16 protein-coding genes are annotated in these 17,349 nt (G+C 67.7%); 5 read left to right on the top strand and 11 right to left on the bottom strand.

The window, feature by feature from the left end:
- Window positions 1-30: 30 nt before the first annotated feature.
- The 3 genes from B1818_RS08915 to B1818_RS08905 form a co-directional block, all read right to left on the bottom strand.
- Complete coding sequence (locus B1818_RS08915; protein ID WP_240198999.1) at window positions 31-1,020, bottom strand: alpha/beta hydrolase family protein; 990 nt, start codon at window positions 1,018-1,020, stop codon at window positions 31-33.
- A complete protein-coding gene (locus tag B1818_RS08910) occupies window positions 1,017-1,427 on the bottom strand; it encodes an ester cyclase (RefSeq protein ID WP_078112503.1) in 411 nt (136 codons plus the stop codon). The genes B1818_RS08915 and B1818_RS08910 overlap by 4 nt, the downstream gene beginning before the upstream one ends.
- A 78-nt stretch (window positions 1,428-1,505) precedes the next feature.
- On the bottom strand, window positions 1,506-2,798 hold the full coding sequence (locus B1818_RS08905; RefSeq protein WP_254859616.1) for a glycosyltransferase: 1,293 nt from the start codon (window positions 2,796-2,798) through the stop codon (window positions 1,506-1,508).
- A 187-nt stretch (window positions 2,799-2,985) separates the two neighbouring features.
- Here B1818_RS08905 and B1818_RS08900 point away from each other — a divergent pair, with 187 nt between their 5' ends.
- Entirely contained in the window at window positions 2,986-3,609 is a 624-nt protein-coding gene (locus B1818_RS08900) for a TetR/AcrR family transcriptional regulator (RefSeq protein WP_078112502.1), read from the top strand.
- Here B1818_RS08900 and B1818_RS08895 read toward each other — a convergent pair whose 3' ends face one another.
- On the bottom strand, window positions 3,610-4,779 hold the full coding sequence (locus B1818_RS08895; protein WP_078112616.1) for a low temperature requirement protein A: 1,170 nt from the start codon (window positions 4,777-4,779) through the stop codon (window positions 3,610-3,612).
- A 186-nt stretch (window positions 4,780-4,965) separates the two neighbouring features.
- On the opposite strand from B1818_RS08895, the gene B1818_RS08890 reads away from it, so the two are divergent.
- Window positions 4,966-6,357 (top strand): acyl-CoA synthetase, encoded by a 1,392-nt coding sequence (locus tag B1818_RS08890; RefSeq protein WP_078112615.1) that lies wholly within the window; start codon window positions 4,966-4,968, stop codon window positions 6,355-6,357.
- A 151-nt stretch (window positions 6,358-6,508) separates the two neighbouring features.
- The gene (locus tag B1818_RS08885) at window positions 6,509-7,366 is read left to right on the top strand and encodes a hypothetical protein (RefSeq protein ID WP_078112501.1); all 858 of its coding nucleotides are present in this window, start codon (window positions 6,509-6,511) and stop codon (window positions 7,364-7,366) included.
- A gap of 77 nt (window positions 7,367-7,443) precedes the next feature.
- On the opposite strand, the gene B1818_RS08880 is transcribed toward B1818_RS08885, so the two are convergent.
- Window positions 7,444-8,631, bottom strand: a complete 1,188-nt coding sequence (locus B1818_RS08880; RefSeq protein WP_078112500.1) for an alpha/beta fold hydrolase — start codon at window positions 8,629-8,631, stop codon at window positions 7,444-7,446.
- Complete coding sequence (locus B1818_RS08875) at window positions 8,628-9,746, bottom strand: homogentisate 1,2-dioxygenase (protein ID WP_078112499.1); 1,119 nt, start codon at window positions 9,744-9,746, stop codon at window positions 8,628-8,630. The genes B1818_RS08880 and B1818_RS08875 overlap by 4 nt, the downstream gene beginning before the upstream one ends.
- 142 nt (window positions 9,747-9,888) lie before the next feature.
- Between B1818_RS08875 and B1818_RS08870 the strand changes: the two genes are divergently transcribed.
- Entirely contained in the window at window positions 9,889-10,497 is a 609-nt protein-coding gene (locus tag B1818_RS08870; RefSeq protein WP_078112614.1) for a TetR/AcrR family transcriptional regulator, read from the top strand.
- Between the two features lie 47 nt (window positions 10,498-10,544).
- Complete coding sequence (locus tag B1818_RS08865; protein ID WP_078112498.1) at window positions 10,545-11,120, top strand: GNAT family N-acetyltransferase; 576 nt, start codon at window positions 10,545-10,547, stop codon at window positions 11,118-11,120.
- A 13-nt stretch (window positions 11,121-11,133) separates the two neighbouring features.
- Here the strand turns inward: B1818_RS08865 and B1818_RS08860 are convergent, their stop codons facing one another.
- The 5 genes from B1818_RS08860 to B1818_RS08840 all read right to left on the bottom strand — a co-directional run bounded on the left by B1818_RS08860 (window position 11,134) and on the right by B1818_RS08840 (window position 17,345).
- Window positions 11,134-11,862 carry a DUF429 domain-containing protein gene (locus tag B1818_RS08860; RefSeq protein ID WP_078112497.1) on the bottom strand — a complete coding sequence of 243 codons (729 nt, stop codon included), beginning with the start codon at window positions 11,860-11,862 and terminating at the stop codon, window positions 11,134-11,136.
- Between the two features lie 26 nt (window positions 11,863-11,888).
- A complete protein-coding gene (locus B1818_RS08855; RefSeq protein WP_078112496.1) occupies window positions 11,889-13,190 on the bottom strand; it encodes a TrpB-like pyridoxal phosphate-dependent enzyme in 1,302 nt (433 codons plus the stop codon).
- Window positions 13,191-13,248: 58 nt separating this feature from the next.
- Window positions 13,249-13,914 carry a response regulator gene (locus B1818_RS08850; protein ID WP_065629510.1) on the bottom strand — a complete coding sequence of 222 codons (666 nt, stop codon included), beginning with the start codon at window positions 13,912-13,914 and terminating at the stop codon, window positions 13,249-13,251.
- Entirely contained in the window at window positions 13,911-15,602 is a 1,692-nt protein-coding gene (locus B1818_RS08845; RefSeq protein ID WP_078112495.1) for a sensor histidine kinase, read from the bottom strand. The genes B1818_RS08850 and B1818_RS08845 overlap by 4 nt, the downstream gene beginning before the upstream one ends.
- A gap of 231 nt (window positions 15,603-15,833) precedes the next feature.
- A complete protein-coding gene (locus tag B1818_RS08840; RefSeq protein ID WP_259935742.1) occupies window positions 15,834-17,345 on the bottom strand; it encodes a CitMHS family transporter in 1,512 nt (503 codons plus the stop codon).
- Window positions 17,346-17,349 lie beyond the last annotated feature (4 nt).

Raw genomic sequence — 17,349 nt, 5'->3', positions numbered from 1 at the left:
CCGGAATGGCGCGAAGTCACTCGTGGGCTGTCAGAGACCGGGTGCGAGTGCGGCGAACATCACGGGCAGATCGTCGGCCCAGTAGGGCCATGCGTGCGTTCCGATCGCACGGAAACGGACGACTGGCTGCAGCCCCTCGGACCTCATCCGGCGGGCGAACTCGTTCGAGCACGCGTTGACCGAGTTCTCGAGTACCGCTCCCGTCGCGATCTTCTCCCCACGGTGCCGGCCCGGGTCGAGCCGGGTGCGTTGATCGAGGGGGCCGGGCGCGCCGGTCCCGGACGCGATGAAGACGCGCTTCCCGACGAGGGTCGGCAGGCGGCGACCCGGGTCGTGGTCGGCCCATCCCGGCGCGTTCCACGGACCCCACATGTTGGTGGGATCCCCACCGTCCCGGATGATCGCGGCTCGGATCTGCCCTTCGTGCACCGGGCCGGTCGTGAACGGGCAACCGCTGATGGAACCGACGCCCGTGTACAAGCCCGGCCGGCGCGTCGCGAGTGTGAACGCGGCCTGGCCGCCCATGGACAGGCCCGCGATCGCGTTCCGCCCGTTGCCGTGGAACCGGCCGTCGATCAGCGACGGCAGTTCGACGGTCAGGAACGTCTCCCACTGCGGACGCCCGAACGTCGCGTCGTCGTGCTGCCAGTTCGTGTAGAACGCCCCCTGGCCGCCGGGCAGCACCGCATTGACGTCCTTGTCACGAAAATACCTGTCCGCGCGGGCTTCCCGAATCCAGTCGCTGATCGCCGTCTTGCGGCCGCCCCCGTCGAGGAGATACAGCGTCCCGCGCGACCGGGAGTGCGCCGGGTGCAACACGCTCACCGGCACGTTCCGGCCCATCGCAGCCGAACGGATCACCAGATCGTGCCGCTGCGGCCCGACCGCCACACTGCTGATCACCGACGCCGACGCGGATACCGGTGCCGCCGAGACGATTCCCTGCGTACCCGAGACGATCGGACCGGCGACGAGCGCGGCCGCGAAGACCCTGGTCAACCGGCGCCGAGCACGACTCATCCGGGTAGCACGCCCAGTTGTCCGAGGAAGTCGAGCTGATCGAAGTACAGGTGCTCGGACATCAGCTCCGAGCCGTCGATCCGGTAGGTCGCACTCCATCGGAACGAGACAGGCCGTCCGGTGGGTTCGACCGGACCCGACGGACTCTGCAACACTCCGTCGTGGACACCGTCGAACGTGCCCTCCACCGAGGCGTTGTCGCCGTCGACGACATACGAACCAACGGTGAGGCGACCGTCGGAGAAGGCGCCCTGGAAGACCGACAGGAAACCCAGTACGCCCTCCCGTCCCGTGAACACCCCACCCGGCGAGACCAATTCCGCGGCGGCGGACCATGGTTCGTTCTCCGGTGCGCGGCCGTTGAAGGCATCGATGTGCGCGTCGATGACTGCTCGTGCATCACTCATGTCGGGCTCTCTTCCTCGGTTGTCGTCGGCAGGTGCGCCGACATTCGGGTATCCGGATGACACCGACCGCGCGGCGGGTCAGGATGAGCGGGTCGATCGACGAACCGCCCGATCGACTTCGGTCACGATCGTCTGGGTCGAGTCGTAACCGGCGATCGCATGCGCCATCTGCCGGCACCGAACGGCAACGTCGTCGTCGGCCAGGATGCGGCGTACCGTCGCGGCGAGGTCCGCAGGAGCGGGTCGCCGGGTCCCCAGATCTGCGCCGACCCCGAAGTACGCCACCCGAGCCGCGACTTCGGGCTTGTCCTCACCCCCTGGTGCGACGACGACGGGCACGCCGTGGCGCAGTGCCTGCAGCACTCCGCCGTAGCCGCCGTTGGTGATCAGCACCGATGTGCGCGGCAACAGTGCCTCGTAGTCGAGGAACCGCGCGACCCGCGTGTTGTCGTTCCGCGGCACGGGATCCGGGTCCGCACCGCCGGTTGTCACGACGACCTGGACGTCCATCTCGGCCAGCCCGGCGACGGCGGGTTCGATCAGTTGGGAGAAGTCGTCGTTGTCGAGCGTGCCCTGGGTGACGTGGACGATCGGGCGGTCGTCGTCGACCATCTCCGACCACCACGGCGGCGGGGGAACAGCACCGCCAGGGAACACCGGCCCCGCGAACACCGTGTTCGGCGCGACATCTGATCGCGGATACTCGAATTCGGCCGGCCCCAACTGGACGAAACGGTCGAACGCCCTGGACAGGTCGAGGACGAAATGATCAAGCGAGCCCCCGGCCCGTCGGACCAGGTCACGCGCCGAGGACTGCGTGGACGCGAACAACACCCGTCGTACTGCCATGTGAGCCAACCGGTTACGGAGCCGACCCAGTGGACCGGACATCGGCGGCAAGCCGCTGTTGAAGGGGGCGACGTCGGGACTGGACTGAGCGAGCGGCATGGTGCCGACACCGATCACCGGAGGCCGCCGGCCCGGGGGCCGGGACAGCAGGGGGATGATCCCGGCGAAGGTTCCGTCGCACACGATCACGTCGACACTCCGGCGGCCGAGGACCGATGTCACCGCCGTCGCCTGCTCCGGCAGCGGCGCGATGAACGTCCGCTCGACCTGATAGCGCGAGAGCGCCAGTCCGCGGTACCGATGCCGGTCGGGGGTGAAGCTGTCGGGGTCACGTTCGTCCAGATCGGCGACTCCGGTCAGCGATTCGACGGTCAGCCCGGCGTCGCCAACCCGGTCGGCGAAACGCGAGCCGGTCAGCATGATCACCTCGTGACCCCGATCCGCGAGCACCCGTCCGACAGCGGTGAGCGGACCGACGTGTCCGGCCAGCGGGGTGGCGCACACCAGAATGGTCGACATCATTCCTCCATTTGGATAGAGCTCGACTCTAACCAAATCGGACGACGGATGAGCGCTCTCACGCGATTGGTCCCATCTTTGCACTTCAGCGAGCTAAATGAGTTCCGGGGACTGTGATCGATCTTTGGGCAAAGCCCAGCAACGCCACTACTATCGTTGTCGTTGGAGTCCGACCCGATCGGAGGCCGGCGTGAGCAAACGCCCCTACACACCGCGTAAGCGCGCGATCAGCGCGGCGCAGACGCGGACACGCATCCTCGACGCCGCCCAGGCGCTGTTCGTCCAGCAGGGATATTCGCGGACCACAGTGCAGCAGATCGCGCAGCAGGCCGGGGTGTCCGTCGGCACCGTGCATCAGGCGGGGTCGAAAGCGTCCCTCATGACGGCCGTCCTCGAACGCGCCTTCACCGGTGACGAGAAGTTCGTCTCGCTGCTCGAACGACCCGAGTTCATCGCGATCATGAACGACACCGACACCGATCGCGCCATCGGGCGGTACGTCGACCACGTCGTCGCCGCCAACAGTCGGATCGCCGATCTATGGCATGCCGCGACGCTGGCGGCCGACACCGACCCGGCCATCGGCGAACAGCTCGAGCGGTCTGAGCTCCGCCGGCTCGACGACGTGCACACCGGCTGCCACTGGTTCGTCCACCGGGGCCTGATCCCCGACACCCGGGTCGACGAATTCGCCGACATTCTGAGCTATCTCACCGGCCCGGCGACCCATCGCTACTTCACCGTCGAACGAAACTGGAGCACCGCGCGATTACGCAGTTGGCTGCTCACCGGCATCATGGCGGCGATGCGGTAGTCACACCTGCGGGTCAGCGGCCGTGGTGAGCGGTGGTCGAAGGACCAGGACGACGACGATCGCGACGAGGAAGACGGCGGTCAGGGCGAACGGGACCGGGATGACCGGGTCGAGCAGGACCAGCACGGCACCAACCGGTACCAGGGTGTTCACCACGCGATCGGCGTTGGCGCGCAGAGCAATCCACCAGATGCCCAGGATGAAGACCGCGATGGGGATCGTGACCGTGAACGACGCCTGGGTTTCCGTCAGCTCGCTGTGGTGGGTCAGGACGTCGATCTCGACCTCGATACCGGCCGAGAAGGCACCGGCAGCGGCGAAGACGAAGTAGTGGACGTATCCGTACCGGAGGGAGTCGGCGAGCGATCCGATGGCCCGGTGGTGCGGCGGCCAGAAGTAGATCCACCACAGCGCCGCGGTCGCGATGAACGTGAGGATCGCGATCGAGATCAGCGGGGCGAGCTCCTGTTCGTTGTGCAGCGCCTCGATGATGGCGTTCGACGACGCCAACAGGCTCTCGCCGAGCAGGATCAGCGTGAACAGTCCGTACCGTTCGGTGATGTGGTGTGGATGCCACGGAGTGTTTCCCTGCTTCTCGGCGATCACCGGCACCGCGAGCTCGGCACCGACGAGCACCACGAACCCGATGGTTGCGGCTGCTCCCGACGGTACGAGGAGCCATAGCAGCCAAAGGATCTGGACGACGGCGATCCCGGCGGCATAGAGCCGGGTCGTCCGGCGGCGGTCTCCGGCAGAGCCGGAAGCGCGCAACCACTGGGCGACCATCGCGACGCGCATGACCACGTAGCCGAACACGACCAGGGTGAACTCGTGGTCGACGAAGGCGGGCTCGATCCCGGCGGCCAGCACCAGCACACCCGCCATCTGGACGAAGGTGAGCACCCGGTAGAGCCAGTCGTCGGTGCCGAACGATGTCGCGAACCAGGTGAAGTTCATCCACGCCCACCAGATGGCGAAGAAGATGAAGGCGTACGACACCACCCCGTCGACGATGTGGTTCTCGGTGAGTGCGTGATGGAGCTGGACGGCCGCGATGCTGACCGCGACCACGAAGACCAGATCGAAGAAGAGCTCGAGCGTGCTGGCCGTCCGGCCCGGTTCGGCCGGGTCTCGTAGGCGCATGGTGCTCAGGTGAAAGCGCTCAGACATCGTTGCCCCCGATCGGTCGCTGCGTGTGCACGAGATCATGCCATCGGCGCCGAGGGCATGCGCTCAGGAGTGCGGGTCGGGGTGTCCCACCGCCGACGGCGGTCGGCGTGCGGGGCGCACGCCGTGTGACCTCGGCGATCTGCGCAGGTGACGGGCGGGATGGACCCGTCGTGGCACAGTGAACACGTGCTGCTGCCCACCCTGACCCCCACCGCACCGGACGATCCCGCCGTGATCCGTGTCGGCGACGACAAGCTGTCGCGCGAGGACCTCGTCGGGGCCGCGACGGCAGTCGCCGAACGGATCGCCGGCGCCCGAACCGTCGCGGTACTGGCCACGCCGACGGTGGAGACGGTGCTGGCGGTGGTGGGCGCGCTGATCGCCGGGGTGCCGGTCGTCCCCGTTCCGCCCGACTCCGGGCCGCGCGAGTTCGAGCACATCCTCGCGGACTCGGGGGCACAGGCGTGGCTGGGGCAGGCCCCCGCCGAACCCACCATTCCTGTCATCCCGGTCCGCCGCTACGCGAAATCGTGGCACCGTCACCCGGAACCGCACGCCGATTCGACCGCACTGATCCTCTTTACCTCCGGCACGACCGGCCTCCCCAAAGGTGTTCCGATCACCAGGCAGAGCATCGCCGAGGGTCTCGACGCACTCGCCGATGCTTGGCTGTGGACCGCCGACGACACTCTGGCGCATGGCCTTCCGCTGTTCCATGTCCATGGGTTGATCCTGGGGGTCCTGGGTCCCCTGCGACGGGGCGGACGACTGATCCACACCGTCACCCCGACCGCGGACACCTACGCCGGTGCCGCCGGATCCGGCGCGACCATGTTCTTCGGCGTCCCGACGGTGTGGAACCGCGTCGCCGCCGACCCGGCTGCGGCACAGACGCTGTCGTCGGCGCGAGTCCTGGTGTCGGGCAGCGCCCCGCTTCCCGTGCCGGTCTTCGAGCGGATCCACGAGCTCACCGGCCACGAGATCGTCGAGCGCTACGGCATGACCGAAACACTGATCACCGTCAGCACGCGCGTCGACGGACAGCGCCGGCCCGGATGGGTGGGACTCCCGCTCGCCCACGTGGAGACAAGGCTGGTGGAAAACGGCGAGCCGCTACCCCACGACGGCGAGAGCGTGGGCGATCTCCACGTCCGCGGCCCGATGATGGCGTCCGGATATCTCAATCGGCCGGATGCAACCGCCGAATCCTGGCTTCCCGACGGCTTTTTCGCGACCGGTGACGTCGCGGTCATCGACGGAGACGGGATGCACCGCATCGTCGGCCGACGAGCCACCGACCTCATCAAGTCCGGCGGGTTCCGCATCGGGGCCGGCGAGATCGAGACCGTCCTGCTCGCCCACCCGGCGGTCCGCGAGGTGGCGGTGATCGGCGTCCCCGACGACTACCTGGGCCAACGCATCGTCGCCTACGTCGTCGGCGACCAGGTCGCCGACACCGAGCTCATCGAGTTCGTCGCCGGCGAGCTGTCGAATCACAAGCGGCCGCGCGAGATCCGGTTCGTCGAGTCCCTTCCACGCAACGCCATGGGCAAGGTGCAGAAGAAGCTGCTGGAATGACCGTCGTCTGAAGACCGCCCGGTGGAGCGGACCCGACGACGGTCTGCCGGCTGTCCGTTTTCCACGGGCGGTTTTCACACGGCTGACGTAGTAATCCACAGACGTCTCGGACGCCGGGTTCTGCCCGCCGCCACGATAGACACTGTCCCGCATGACCTTCGACGAGCTCACCGAGCGGTTCGGCGGCGTCGTCGCCACCCATCAACTCTTGGCCGCCGGTGAGACCGCCGCATCGATCCGGGATGCGTGCCGTTCCGGCACGCTCTCGTCGATACGCCACGGGTGGTACCGGACCGAGGCCGCCGATCCAGAAGTGGTCGGGGCAGTCGCCGATCATGGCGTTGTCTCCTGTGCGACCGCGCTACGACGCCACGGACTCTGGATACCTGAACATCCCGAACAAGTGCACTCGCGTGTGACGCGCCACGAGCGACGCCGATCCCACGACAGGTGCCGACGGTACGGTCGGCCGACTCCGGCCGACGGCGCCGTCGACGATGTCGCGACAGCATTGCAGTACGCCGCCCGATGCTTCGACGTCGAGGGTTTCGTCATCCTGTGCGACTCCGCACTCAACACCGGCAAGATCACACCCGCACGACTCCGCACCGAGTTCGATGACGCGCCGATGTTCATCAAGCGCGCCATCGAGAAGACTCACCAACTCGCCGCGTCCGGAACCGAGACAGCAGCCCGCCTACGTCTCCGGAGCGCCGGCTTGCGAGTCACGGTCCAGCACCACGTATCCGGTGTCGGGTGGGTCGATCTGCTGGTCGGAGAACGGCTCGCGCTCGAGCTGGACAGCGTCGAACACCACACCGGGATCGAGAAGTACGAGGAGGATCGCACTCGAGACCGAAAGCTGATCTCACGCGGTTACTTTCCGTTGCGAGTCACCTATGCGCAGGTTTTCGGTGATTGGGCCAACACCTATGCGGACATTGCCGAGATCATCGCTCACGGGTACCACCGCAGCCGGTCGCCTGCCTGGAGAAAGCCCAGCCGATAACCGCCCACCAGAAATGGACACCGAACGCTACGTCCCCGAGCACTTTCCACCGGGCGGTTTTCAGCGAACCCAGGCCGTCAGTTGGCCCACCCCCGCTCGGCCAGCCACTCGGTGATGGTCCCGACCGCTTGACTCAGGCGTGGGATCTGGTCCCGGCCCGAGTAGTAGTGCGTCGCACCGACGATGGTGTGCAGGGTCTTGTCGGGATGACCGACCGCGTCGAAGAGGCGGTGCGTATGACTGGGCGTGCACGCGTTGTCGGCGGAGTTGCCGATGACCAGTGTCGGGACCGCGAGATCGGCCGCACACCGGGGACCGTCGCCGTTGGCGTCGTCGAAGCTCCACTGCGACAACCAGCTTCGGAGGGTGGTGAACCGGGCGAGCCCGACCGGGCCCATGTTCACGATCCGCGGATCACCCAGATAGCAACCGAGCTTGCGATCGCTGGGGTCGACGGTCAGGTCGAGCCAGCGCGGATCGGCCATCGTTCCGTGCACGATGAAACCGCGCTCCATCAGCGGTTCGCCCCGCCCGCGCAGATCGACGAGTCGCTCTTTCACCCAGGCGGTGATCCGCCGGTTGCGGTCGATCTGCGCCGCGCGGTAACGGTCGAGGAACTCCGCCGAGTACGGCGGCTGGTTCGGGTTCGAAGGGTTGTAGAGGTCCAGCTCCGGATCGCGGTTGTCGGGGTCCGACTCGTCGAGGATCGACGGGTCCATCCACTCGGTCAGGGTCCCGTGCCGCGAGACGTGCGCCGCAAGCAGCATCATGCCGTCCGCGGCGGGGAGGTCGAGGGCGGTCAGGTCCGGCGGCTCACCGGCGGGGGTCGCGGTGACCGTCGCGTGCTGTGCCTGCTGCTGGTAGTACAGCGACAGGGCGCCGCCACCGCTCCAACCGGCCAGGATGACCTTCTCGTAACCGAGGCGTTCGCGCGCATCCTTCACGCACGCACCGAGATCCTGCACCACCTTCTCCATGATCAACGCACTGTCGACGCCGCGATACCGGCTGTTGCAGTAGATGACGTGGTGACCGGCGCGGGCGAGGGCATTGGTCATCGGCAAGTAGGCGCCGCCCCCGATCGGGTGCATGAAGACGATGACGTTCTTCGACGCCACGCCACGGGGGCGGAGCAGGTAGCTCTCGAGCACCACACTCTCGGTGACCCCGCCGTAGGTGTCCTGGTACGCCGAGAGATCATCGAAGACAACGAGATAGGGAATGCGGTTGTAGTCGTGACGGGGCACGTCCCCCCGGTCGCTCATACTCGTGACCCGGCGTCGGCCTGTGCGGAGTCCGCGACCCCGGATTCGAAAAGTGCGGGTGCGGCGATCAACCGTCGACGGGTGTCGATCGAGATCACCTGCCATTCCACGCGGTCGAACTCGTCGAACTTGCGCCGGGAACGCTCTCGCGCCCGCTCCGGGATGCCGTGATGCATCCCCTGGGGTGCGTGGGAGATCAGGCCCGGCGGCATGCCGACTCCGAACATGCTGCCGCCGTGGAAGAACGCGATCTCGTCGAAGTCGGTGTTCCGGTGGTACCACGGCAGCCGTTCGGCACCCTTGCGCGCCTCGGCGGGGCGCGGCAGGAAGTTCATCACGTACACCCCGGTCGCCTGCATGAACAGATGCACCGTGGGCGGCAGATGCACCGTCTCGGAGGTGATGACGTCGTAGTCCTCGATGTTGAACGTGAACGGGAAATTGTCTCCACGCCAGCCCTCTACGTCGAGCGGGTGGAACGGGTAGAACAGCGATGTCTGCCCCTCTCGCTGCCGGAACCGCACCTCGTACTCGTCTCGGCCGTCACCGTCGAACGCCTCCGCCTCGGGAACGACGACGAGCGAGGAGTCGAAGGGGAAGAACCTGCCCAGCACGCCCGGCTCGGGCACCCGGAACTCGTCGACCGCCTCGATGACGAGCAGCAACGACGCACCGTCGGGCACCTGACGATAGGTGCACCCTTTGGGGAGATATACGTAATCGCCGGGCCGGTAGGGCAATCGACCGAACTCGGTCTCGAAGTACCCGGTGCCCTCGTGGACGAAGACGAGTTCGTCGCCGTCGACCGGGCGAAACCAGAACGGAGCGGCCTCTTTCCGACGACTCAAAGAAATCCGGCAGTCCTCGTTATGGAACATCAGCAGCGGCTCACCCGCGGGGTCGTTCTGGTCGGAGGGCACGAGGTCGGTGACGATCCGATCGACGCCGGTGTGGGTGCCCACCGCCCGGAACTGCGTCGGGTCGTTGCGTCGATACAGGTGTGCCGTGCGACCGGTGAAACCGTATCGTCCGAGCTCATCGTCTTTCAGATCGGCGACATCTCGGTGCACCTGCCGAGGCGTGCGCCCCTTGCGATGCTGGACGAACGATTCCATGCCGAACTCCTGTCTCTGGGTTTTTCTGATGCTAGATTCAGGTTCAGAAGATGACAAGGGTCACACTGCTCGTCGATTCGAGTGCGGTCTTCGACCCGTCCACATGGTTCGATGGGGAATCGGTCCGCGGAAGGAGCTCACGGTGCCGCCGACGAACAAAGGTCGCCAGACCGAGGCCGCGTTTCTCGACGCAGCGCGCCGGACGTTCGCCGAAAAGGGCTACCTGAACACCAAGATCTCGGACATCTCCGCCGCTGCCGGCCGCTCGACGGGTTCGTTCTACAACTACTACGACAGCAAGGACAGGCTGCTCGAAGCCCTGCTGGATCAATTCTCTGACGAAGTGGTGGAGCAGTCGCTCGCGACCCGGCACACCGACCCGGAGGCGAGCGTCCGCGCGGCCGTGACCGCGTATTGGACGACGTACAAGAAGTACCTGCCCGAGATCATCGGCCTGTTCCAGATGTCGATGACCGACGACGATTTCCACAACCGCTGGCTGGCCAACCGGGTCTCCGGTGTGAAGCAGGTGCTGTCGGGTCTGCACGGTGCCGAGCGCGCGGGGTACTCCATCGGCCTGCCGCTCGAACCGCTGGCGTCCGCACTGGTCGCGACCCTCGAATCCACTTGCTGGACCTGGCTTGCGGTCCGCGGTGACGCCGCCGGGCCCGTACCCGACGACGACACGGCCATCGAGATCCTCACCGCGATCTGGTACCGGACCGTCTTCGGGGCCGGACCGGCGAGCTGACCACAACCCCCTTGCCCTCCCGGACCGAGCCGACGACCATGGGGCCCATGCCCATCGAGGTCCGGCCCGCGACGATCTTCGACGACATCGCCACGATGGTCGGCCCGAAGAAACCGACGTCGAACGTCTGCTGGTGCCTGAGCTACCGCATCCCGAGCAAGCAGAACCAGGAGCTGGTCCGCGAGCAGCGCGGGGAGTTCGTGAAAGAGCTGTGCGACAGCGGCATTCCGATTGGTGTGCTCGCCTACGACGACGCGGGCGAGGTCGTCGGCTGGGCGGCCGTCTCGCCGCGCGCGGACACGAGCTTCGCACGCAACCGGAAGATCCCGCACGTGGACGACCTGCCGGTGTGGTCGGTGTGGTGCATCCGCGTCCGCCCCGGTCATCGCAAGCAGGGGATCTCGCACGCACTGCTGGCCGGGGCCGTCGACTATGCGCGGTCGAACGGCGCGCCGGCGATCGAGGGTTATCCCGTCGACAATCAGGGCGCCAAGGTCGATCTGACGATGGCCTACGTCGGGACCCGCGGCCTGTTCGAGAAGGCCGGTTTCACCAAGGCGGCCGACACCTCGTCCGTCCTCGCCGGGTTCCCACGCGTGCTCATGCGGTTGTCGCTGGACTGATCGAGACCACGACTCAGATCAGTTCCGCCAGTTCGGCGGTGGGTACGTGGATCCAACCCTCCCGCGCGGCGACCGGCCGGTCGGTGGCATCGGGCAAGATGGTCCGGCCGAGCTCGGCGGCACGCGCGATCAGTGCGGTGATCACGGCGTCGAACGCGTCGTCGTCACGGGCCATGGTCTCGGCATGATCGCCGAGATCCAACCATGGCGCAGCTTCTTCGAATGCCACGACGAGTCCGGCGAGCACCGAAACGTTGGCGGCACGTTTGTATCCGCGCGAGGTCAGTCCCCATCGTTGGAGTGCCCCCGCGGGGTACGCCTCGACCGCCCACCCGTCGACGCGGTCGTCGACTCCCAAGTCCGAGAGCAGGCCAGCGCATCGGAACGCGACGTGCGCGATCTGGTCCGCCGACACGCTGAGCGGGCGACCGACACCGGCGTCGACGATCCGCAGATCGGTGCGACGTAATGCCAGTGGTCGTCGACGGGCGATGTCGTCGAGTTCTCGCCCCTTCGACAATTCGTTGCGATGATGCGCGACGACGAAGTCGACGAACTCGTCAGGCCAGCCGAAGGGCGAATCGATCCCGATGCGGGTCGACCCCTCGACGAGACGCCGGACGGCGGTGTCGTCCGCGCCCACGACGAGATCGGTGAGCACGGCCTTGTCGGCATCCCAATCGACACACGCGACAGCAGTTTTCGCCGGCGATGCGGACAGGTCGATGCCGACCGTCCGCATCGCCGGGATCACGGTTCCGGGTCGAGTCAGAAGTTGCCCTCGAGGAACTCGGCATACGCGGGCAGATCGAGTTGCCCGTGGCCCGACAGTCCGATCACGACGACCTCGTCCTTGTCGCTGTCGGCGACGTGCGAGGCGCAGGCCGCAATCGCATGCGTCGACTCGGGAGCCGGGACGATGCCCTGGGTCCGGGCGAACTGCACGCCCGCGGAGAACGCGTCGTGCTGGGAGATGGCGACACCCTGCACCAGACCGAGCTCCACCGTGTGGCTCAGCGCCGGCGCCATGCCGTGATAGCGCAGACCACCGGCATGGATCGGGTCGGGCACGAAATCCATACCGAGCGTGTGCATCTTGAGCAACGGGGTGAGTCCGGCGACGTCACCGTGGTCGTAGCGGTACTCCCCCTGCGTGATCGACGGGCACGCGGCGGGCTCGGCGGCGATGACGCGCGGATCCGAGCGGCCGTGCAGCTTCTCCCGCAGGAACGGGAACGACAACCCCGCGAGGTTCGAACCGCCTCCGGCACAGCCGAACACGACGTCGGCGCCACCCGGCTCCACCGCGTTGAGCTGGTCGACGGCCTCCTGCCCGATGACACTCTGGTGAAGCACCACGTGATTGAGCACGCTGCCCAACGCATAACGGGTGTCGGGGTTCGAGGCGGCGACCTCGACGGCCTCGCTGACGGCCATCCCGAGGCTACCCGTGGTGTTCGGGTCCTTGGCGAGCATCGCGCGACCCGACTCGGTCAGCTCGGACGGACTGGGGTGGATGGTCCCGCCGTAGGTGCGGATGAGGAACCCCCGGTAGGGCTTCGAGCTGTACGACGCACGGACCTGCCACACTTCGACGTCGATGCCGAACTGCGCACCCGCGAACGCCAGTGCGCTCCCCCACTGACCGGCTCCGGTCTCCGTCGTCAGTTTGGTGACGCCGTCGAGGCTGTTGTAGTACGCCTGCGCGACAGCCGAATTCGTCTTGTGGCTGCCGACCGGGCTGACACCCTCGTACTTCACGTAGATCCGCGCCCTGGTGTTGAGCGCCTCCTCGAAACGACGCGCGCGGATCAGCGGCGACGGCCGCCACATCCGGTAGATCTCGCGCACCGGTTCGGGGATCTCGATGTAGGGCTCGGTGGACACCTCTTGCGCGATGAGGCCACTCGGGAACAACGCGGCGAGATCGTCCGGCCCGACCGGTTCCTTGGTGCCCGGATGCAGGTGCGGCGGGATCGGGGAGTCGAGTTCGGCCGCGAGGTTGTACCAATGGGTCGGGACATCCACTGTGATCAGATCCGGATTCCCGGTCTCGACATGCATCGTCATGGATCACCACTCTAATCCTCGGGCCGGTACCCGCGCCCCGTGCCGACCGATCCCGCTGTCACCCCCCGGGCAGTCGATACTCCTGCCGGGGCCGCCCGGTGGCGCCGTACTGCAGCGACATCGTCAACCGTCCGGCCGCCACGAGATTCGCGAGGTGCCGCCGCGCGGTCGGTGCCGCGATGCCGATCTCCCGCGACACATCGTCGGCGAACAGCGGAGCGCCCTCGGCGAACAACGCCAGGATCCGCTGTTCGGTCGGCGACCCCCCCTCGGCCCGGTCCGCGGCGCGGGTGCCGAACCGCAGTGCCGACAGCGCTGCGTCGACGGCGTGCTGGTCGACGTTCTCGCCCGCCAGCATCCGCCGGTACTGGGCGTAGCCGGCCAACCGACGCGCGAGGTCGGCGTCGTCGAAGGGTTTGATCAGGTAGGCGAGCGCACCGGCACGCATCGCGCCTCGTACCGCCGAGGCGTCGGTCTCGGCACCGACGATGAAGCAGTCGCAGTCGAGTTCGGCGACCAGTTCGATGCCCGAACCGTCCGGCAGGTAGACGTCGAGGAGTGCGAGATCGATGTCGGGATGTTCGGCGATCGCTTGACGTGCCGCACTGATGCTGCCCGCCCGGGCTCGCACGGTGAAGCCCCGGACGGCGTCGACGATCGCGGAGTGCAGCGCCGCGACCCGGAAGTCGTCGTCGACGATCAGGACGCCGAGGTCGTCGGTCATGGGGTCACTCCCGGTTCGTCGGTCTGGCTGTACGAGTCGTCTTCGGCCTGGTCCGTCGGCGCGAGCACGCCGGGCAGGCGGGCGACGAACACTGCCCCGCCCGGTTCGCCATCGTCCGCGGCCACGCATCCCCCCGCATCGGCGACCCACACGTCGCCACCGACCCGGCGCGCGATCTGCCGGGCCAGGGCCAGTCCCATACCGCGGCCGCCGGGTACGTGCGCGCCGGATTTGGTCGTGGCGCCCTCGGCGAAGACGTCGTAGGGGTCCTCGAAGGCGATGCCGGGTCCAGAATCCCCGACGGTGACCAGGACCGTGTCGCCGTCGGCGATGACCTCGACCTCGACCTCACCGGGCTGTGCACCGTCCGGTCCGGACGCGGCATCGATCCCGTTGTCGACGAGGTTGCCGACCACGGTGGTGACGACGACGGGTTCGGTGAGCACGCCCTGAATCCAGGTCTGGTCCCCGAGTCGCAGCACCACCCGGCGCTCGCGCGCCTGAGCCGCCTTCGCGTCGAGAAACGCGTGGAGGTGTGGTTCGCGCACGTTGTCGAGTCCGGCGAGGAGCGCCCCTCTCGGTCCGGTTCCGGTGACCTCGTCCAGGTAGGCGAGCGCTTCGTCGGCGTGCCCGTGCCGGAGGAGGCCGGCGAGTACGTGCATCCGGTTGGCGGTCTCGTGGCGCTGTGCGCGTAGGGCGGTGCTCATCGACCTGATCGAATCCACCTCGCGGCTGAGTGCTTCGACGTCGGTGCGATCGATCACCGACAGGACCATGCCGAGGTCGCGACCGTCGGCCCGCACCCGATGGGAACTCACCAGGACCACCCGTTCGCCGACACCGGCGGCGAGGGGTTCGTCGGTCGGCGTCGCCAGGACGGTCGCCACCCGCGGGGTCAGGCCGAGGTCGCCGGCGGGGGTGCCGACCGGGGCGTTGATGTCGAGCAGCGCACGCGCCCGGTCGTTGACGACGCGCACGATGCCGTCGGCGTCGACGGCGAGCACCCCGTCGGCCATCGAGTGCAGCACGGCCCCCTGTTCCCGGACGAGCTCGGCCAGTTCGTCGGGCTCCAAACCCAGGGTGAGTCGGCGCCAACGACGGGCCAGCAGCACCGAACCCACCGCGCCGATACCCAGTGCCGTAAGCGCGAGGAGCGCGATCGCGACGATGTCGGTGCGGGTCTCGGAGCCCAGGCGTTCGGTGGAGACACCGACGCTCACGAACCCGACGACTGCGCCGTCGGCGTTCAGGACCGGGACCTTCGCGCGGACCGACTCGCCGAGGGTGCCCCGGTCGGTGTTCACCTCGTTCGATCCGGACAGCACCTTCGACGGGTCGGTGGAGACCGTCCTGGCGAGCTCCGTCACCTCGGGGTGTGCCAGACGGATGCCGCGGTCGTTGCCGATGACGACGAACAGGGCTCCGGTCCGGGCTCGTACTGCCGCCGCCTGCCGCTGCAGCGGGCCGTCGACCAGGTCCGCCGCGTCCACCCGGTCACCGGGATGGGCGGCGACCTCGCTGCGGACCTCGGCGTCGGCGGCGACCGACTGCGCGATGGCGAGCGCGCGCTGTGCGTACTCGTCGCGCACCCGGTCGTCGGCTCCGGCGATGACCAGACCGAACCCGACCGCGAGGCTGACCGCTATCACCGCCAGCTGCAGGAGCAGCACCTGCGTCCGCAAACGCATGGTGTCAGCCTAATGCTCGCTGTGGGGCGGGCACGCCGACGCGGCGATCCGGGCCCCGCTCCCTGAGGAGGCCCGGAGCTTGCGGAGGGCCGTCACCCCCGCTCCCTGAGGAGGCCCGGAGCTTGCGGAGGGCCGTCACCCCCGCTCCCTGAGGAGGGCCGGAGCTTGCGGAGGGCCGTCACGAAGGGTGTCCGACACCTGCGCTCCTGGATCGCGGTCATCGATGCCGGATCAGAACGGGATGGCCCCGACCAGGACCCCGACGGCGAGCATCACCAGCGAGACGACCGTGGCGCGCCACAGGACCTTCTTGTGGTGGTCGGCCAGGGTGACCCCGGCCAGTGCGACCAGCAGCAGGATCGCCGGGACGAGCGGGCTCTGCATGTGCACGGTCTGGCCGGTGATCGATGCCCGCGCCATCTCGGTGGGGTCGATCCCGTAGCGGGTCGCGGTCTCGGACAGGACCGGCAGCACCCCGTAGTAGAAGGCATCGTTGCTCATCAGGAAGGTGAGCGGGATCGAGAGCACGCCGATCACGATGGCCATGTGGGGGCCCATCCAGTCGGGGATGCCGTCGGCCAGCCAGTGCGCGATGGCGTCGACCATCCCGGTGCCGTTGAACACGCCGGTGAGGACGGCGGCGGCGAGGACCATGGCGACCACCGACACGATGCTCGAGCTGTGCCGGGTGATGGCCTCCTGCTGCTGCTTGATGTGCGGGAAGTTGATGGCCAGGGCGATGCCGGCGAAGATCATGAACAGCACCGGGATGGCGACGATGTCGGCACCGAGGATGGCCAGCAGGGCCACGGTGAGTCCGGCATTCACCCAGAAGAGCTTGGGGCGCAGGGTTTCCCGATTGGGGTCGAGGACGCCCGAGAAGGATGCGTCGCGGTCGTCGTCATCGGCGCCCGCCACGGGGCGGCTGAGATCGTGATCGCCGGTGGGAGCGTCGTCGTAGGCGCCCGGGCCCGTTCCCCTCGAACCCGAACTGCTTGCCCGACGACCCTTCGGCGGCAGGCCGGTTCCGCCACCGGCGCCGACCAGCACCTCTTCCTTCGGGGCGAGGATCGAATCCCGGATCTCCAGCTTGCCGATGCGCCGGCGTTCGAGCACACCGAGGTGATAGGCGAAGAGCAGCACGACGACCAGCGCCGCCACCAGCGCGGGGACCATCGGGACGAAGACGTCGTTGGTGTCGATGTTCAGCGCACTTGCGGCGCGGGCGGTGGGACCGCCCCACGGCAGGATGTTCATCGTGCCGTTGGTGAGTCCGGCGACGACCGTGAGGACGACCGGGCTGACGCCGAGCTTCAGGTACAGCGGCAGCAGTGCGGCCGTCGTGATGATGAAGGTCGTCGAACCGTCGCCGTCGAGCGACACGACGCCGGCGAGCACCGCGGTTCCGACCACCAGGCGTGCGGGGTCGTCGTGCACCGCACGGACGACCGCCCGGACCACCGGATCGAAGAGTCCGACGTCGATCATGATGCCGAAGAAGATGATCGCGAAGAACAGCATCGCCGCGGTGGGCGCGAGGTCTTTGATGCCGTCGGTGATCATGTCGCTGATGCCGAGGCCGGCACCGGCGAAGAGGCCGAAGGCGACGGGGACGAGGATCAGCGCCACCACGGGCGTCGCCCGCTTGGTGATGATCAGCACCATGAAGGTGGCGACCATCCCGAGGCCGAGGGCTACCAACATTGTCTTACTCGATTCTGCAGCGGATGTGAGGGCGACCACATCG

The organism is Gordonia sp. IITR100 (assembly GCF_002009645.1).
Taxonomy (GTDB): Bacteria; Actinomycetota; Actinomycetes; order Mycobacteriales; family Mycobacteriaceae; genus Gordonia; species Gordonia hongkongensis.
The sequence above is the reverse complement of the archived record's forward strand: the minus strand, read 5'-3'. Positions and strand labels throughout refer to the sequence as shown.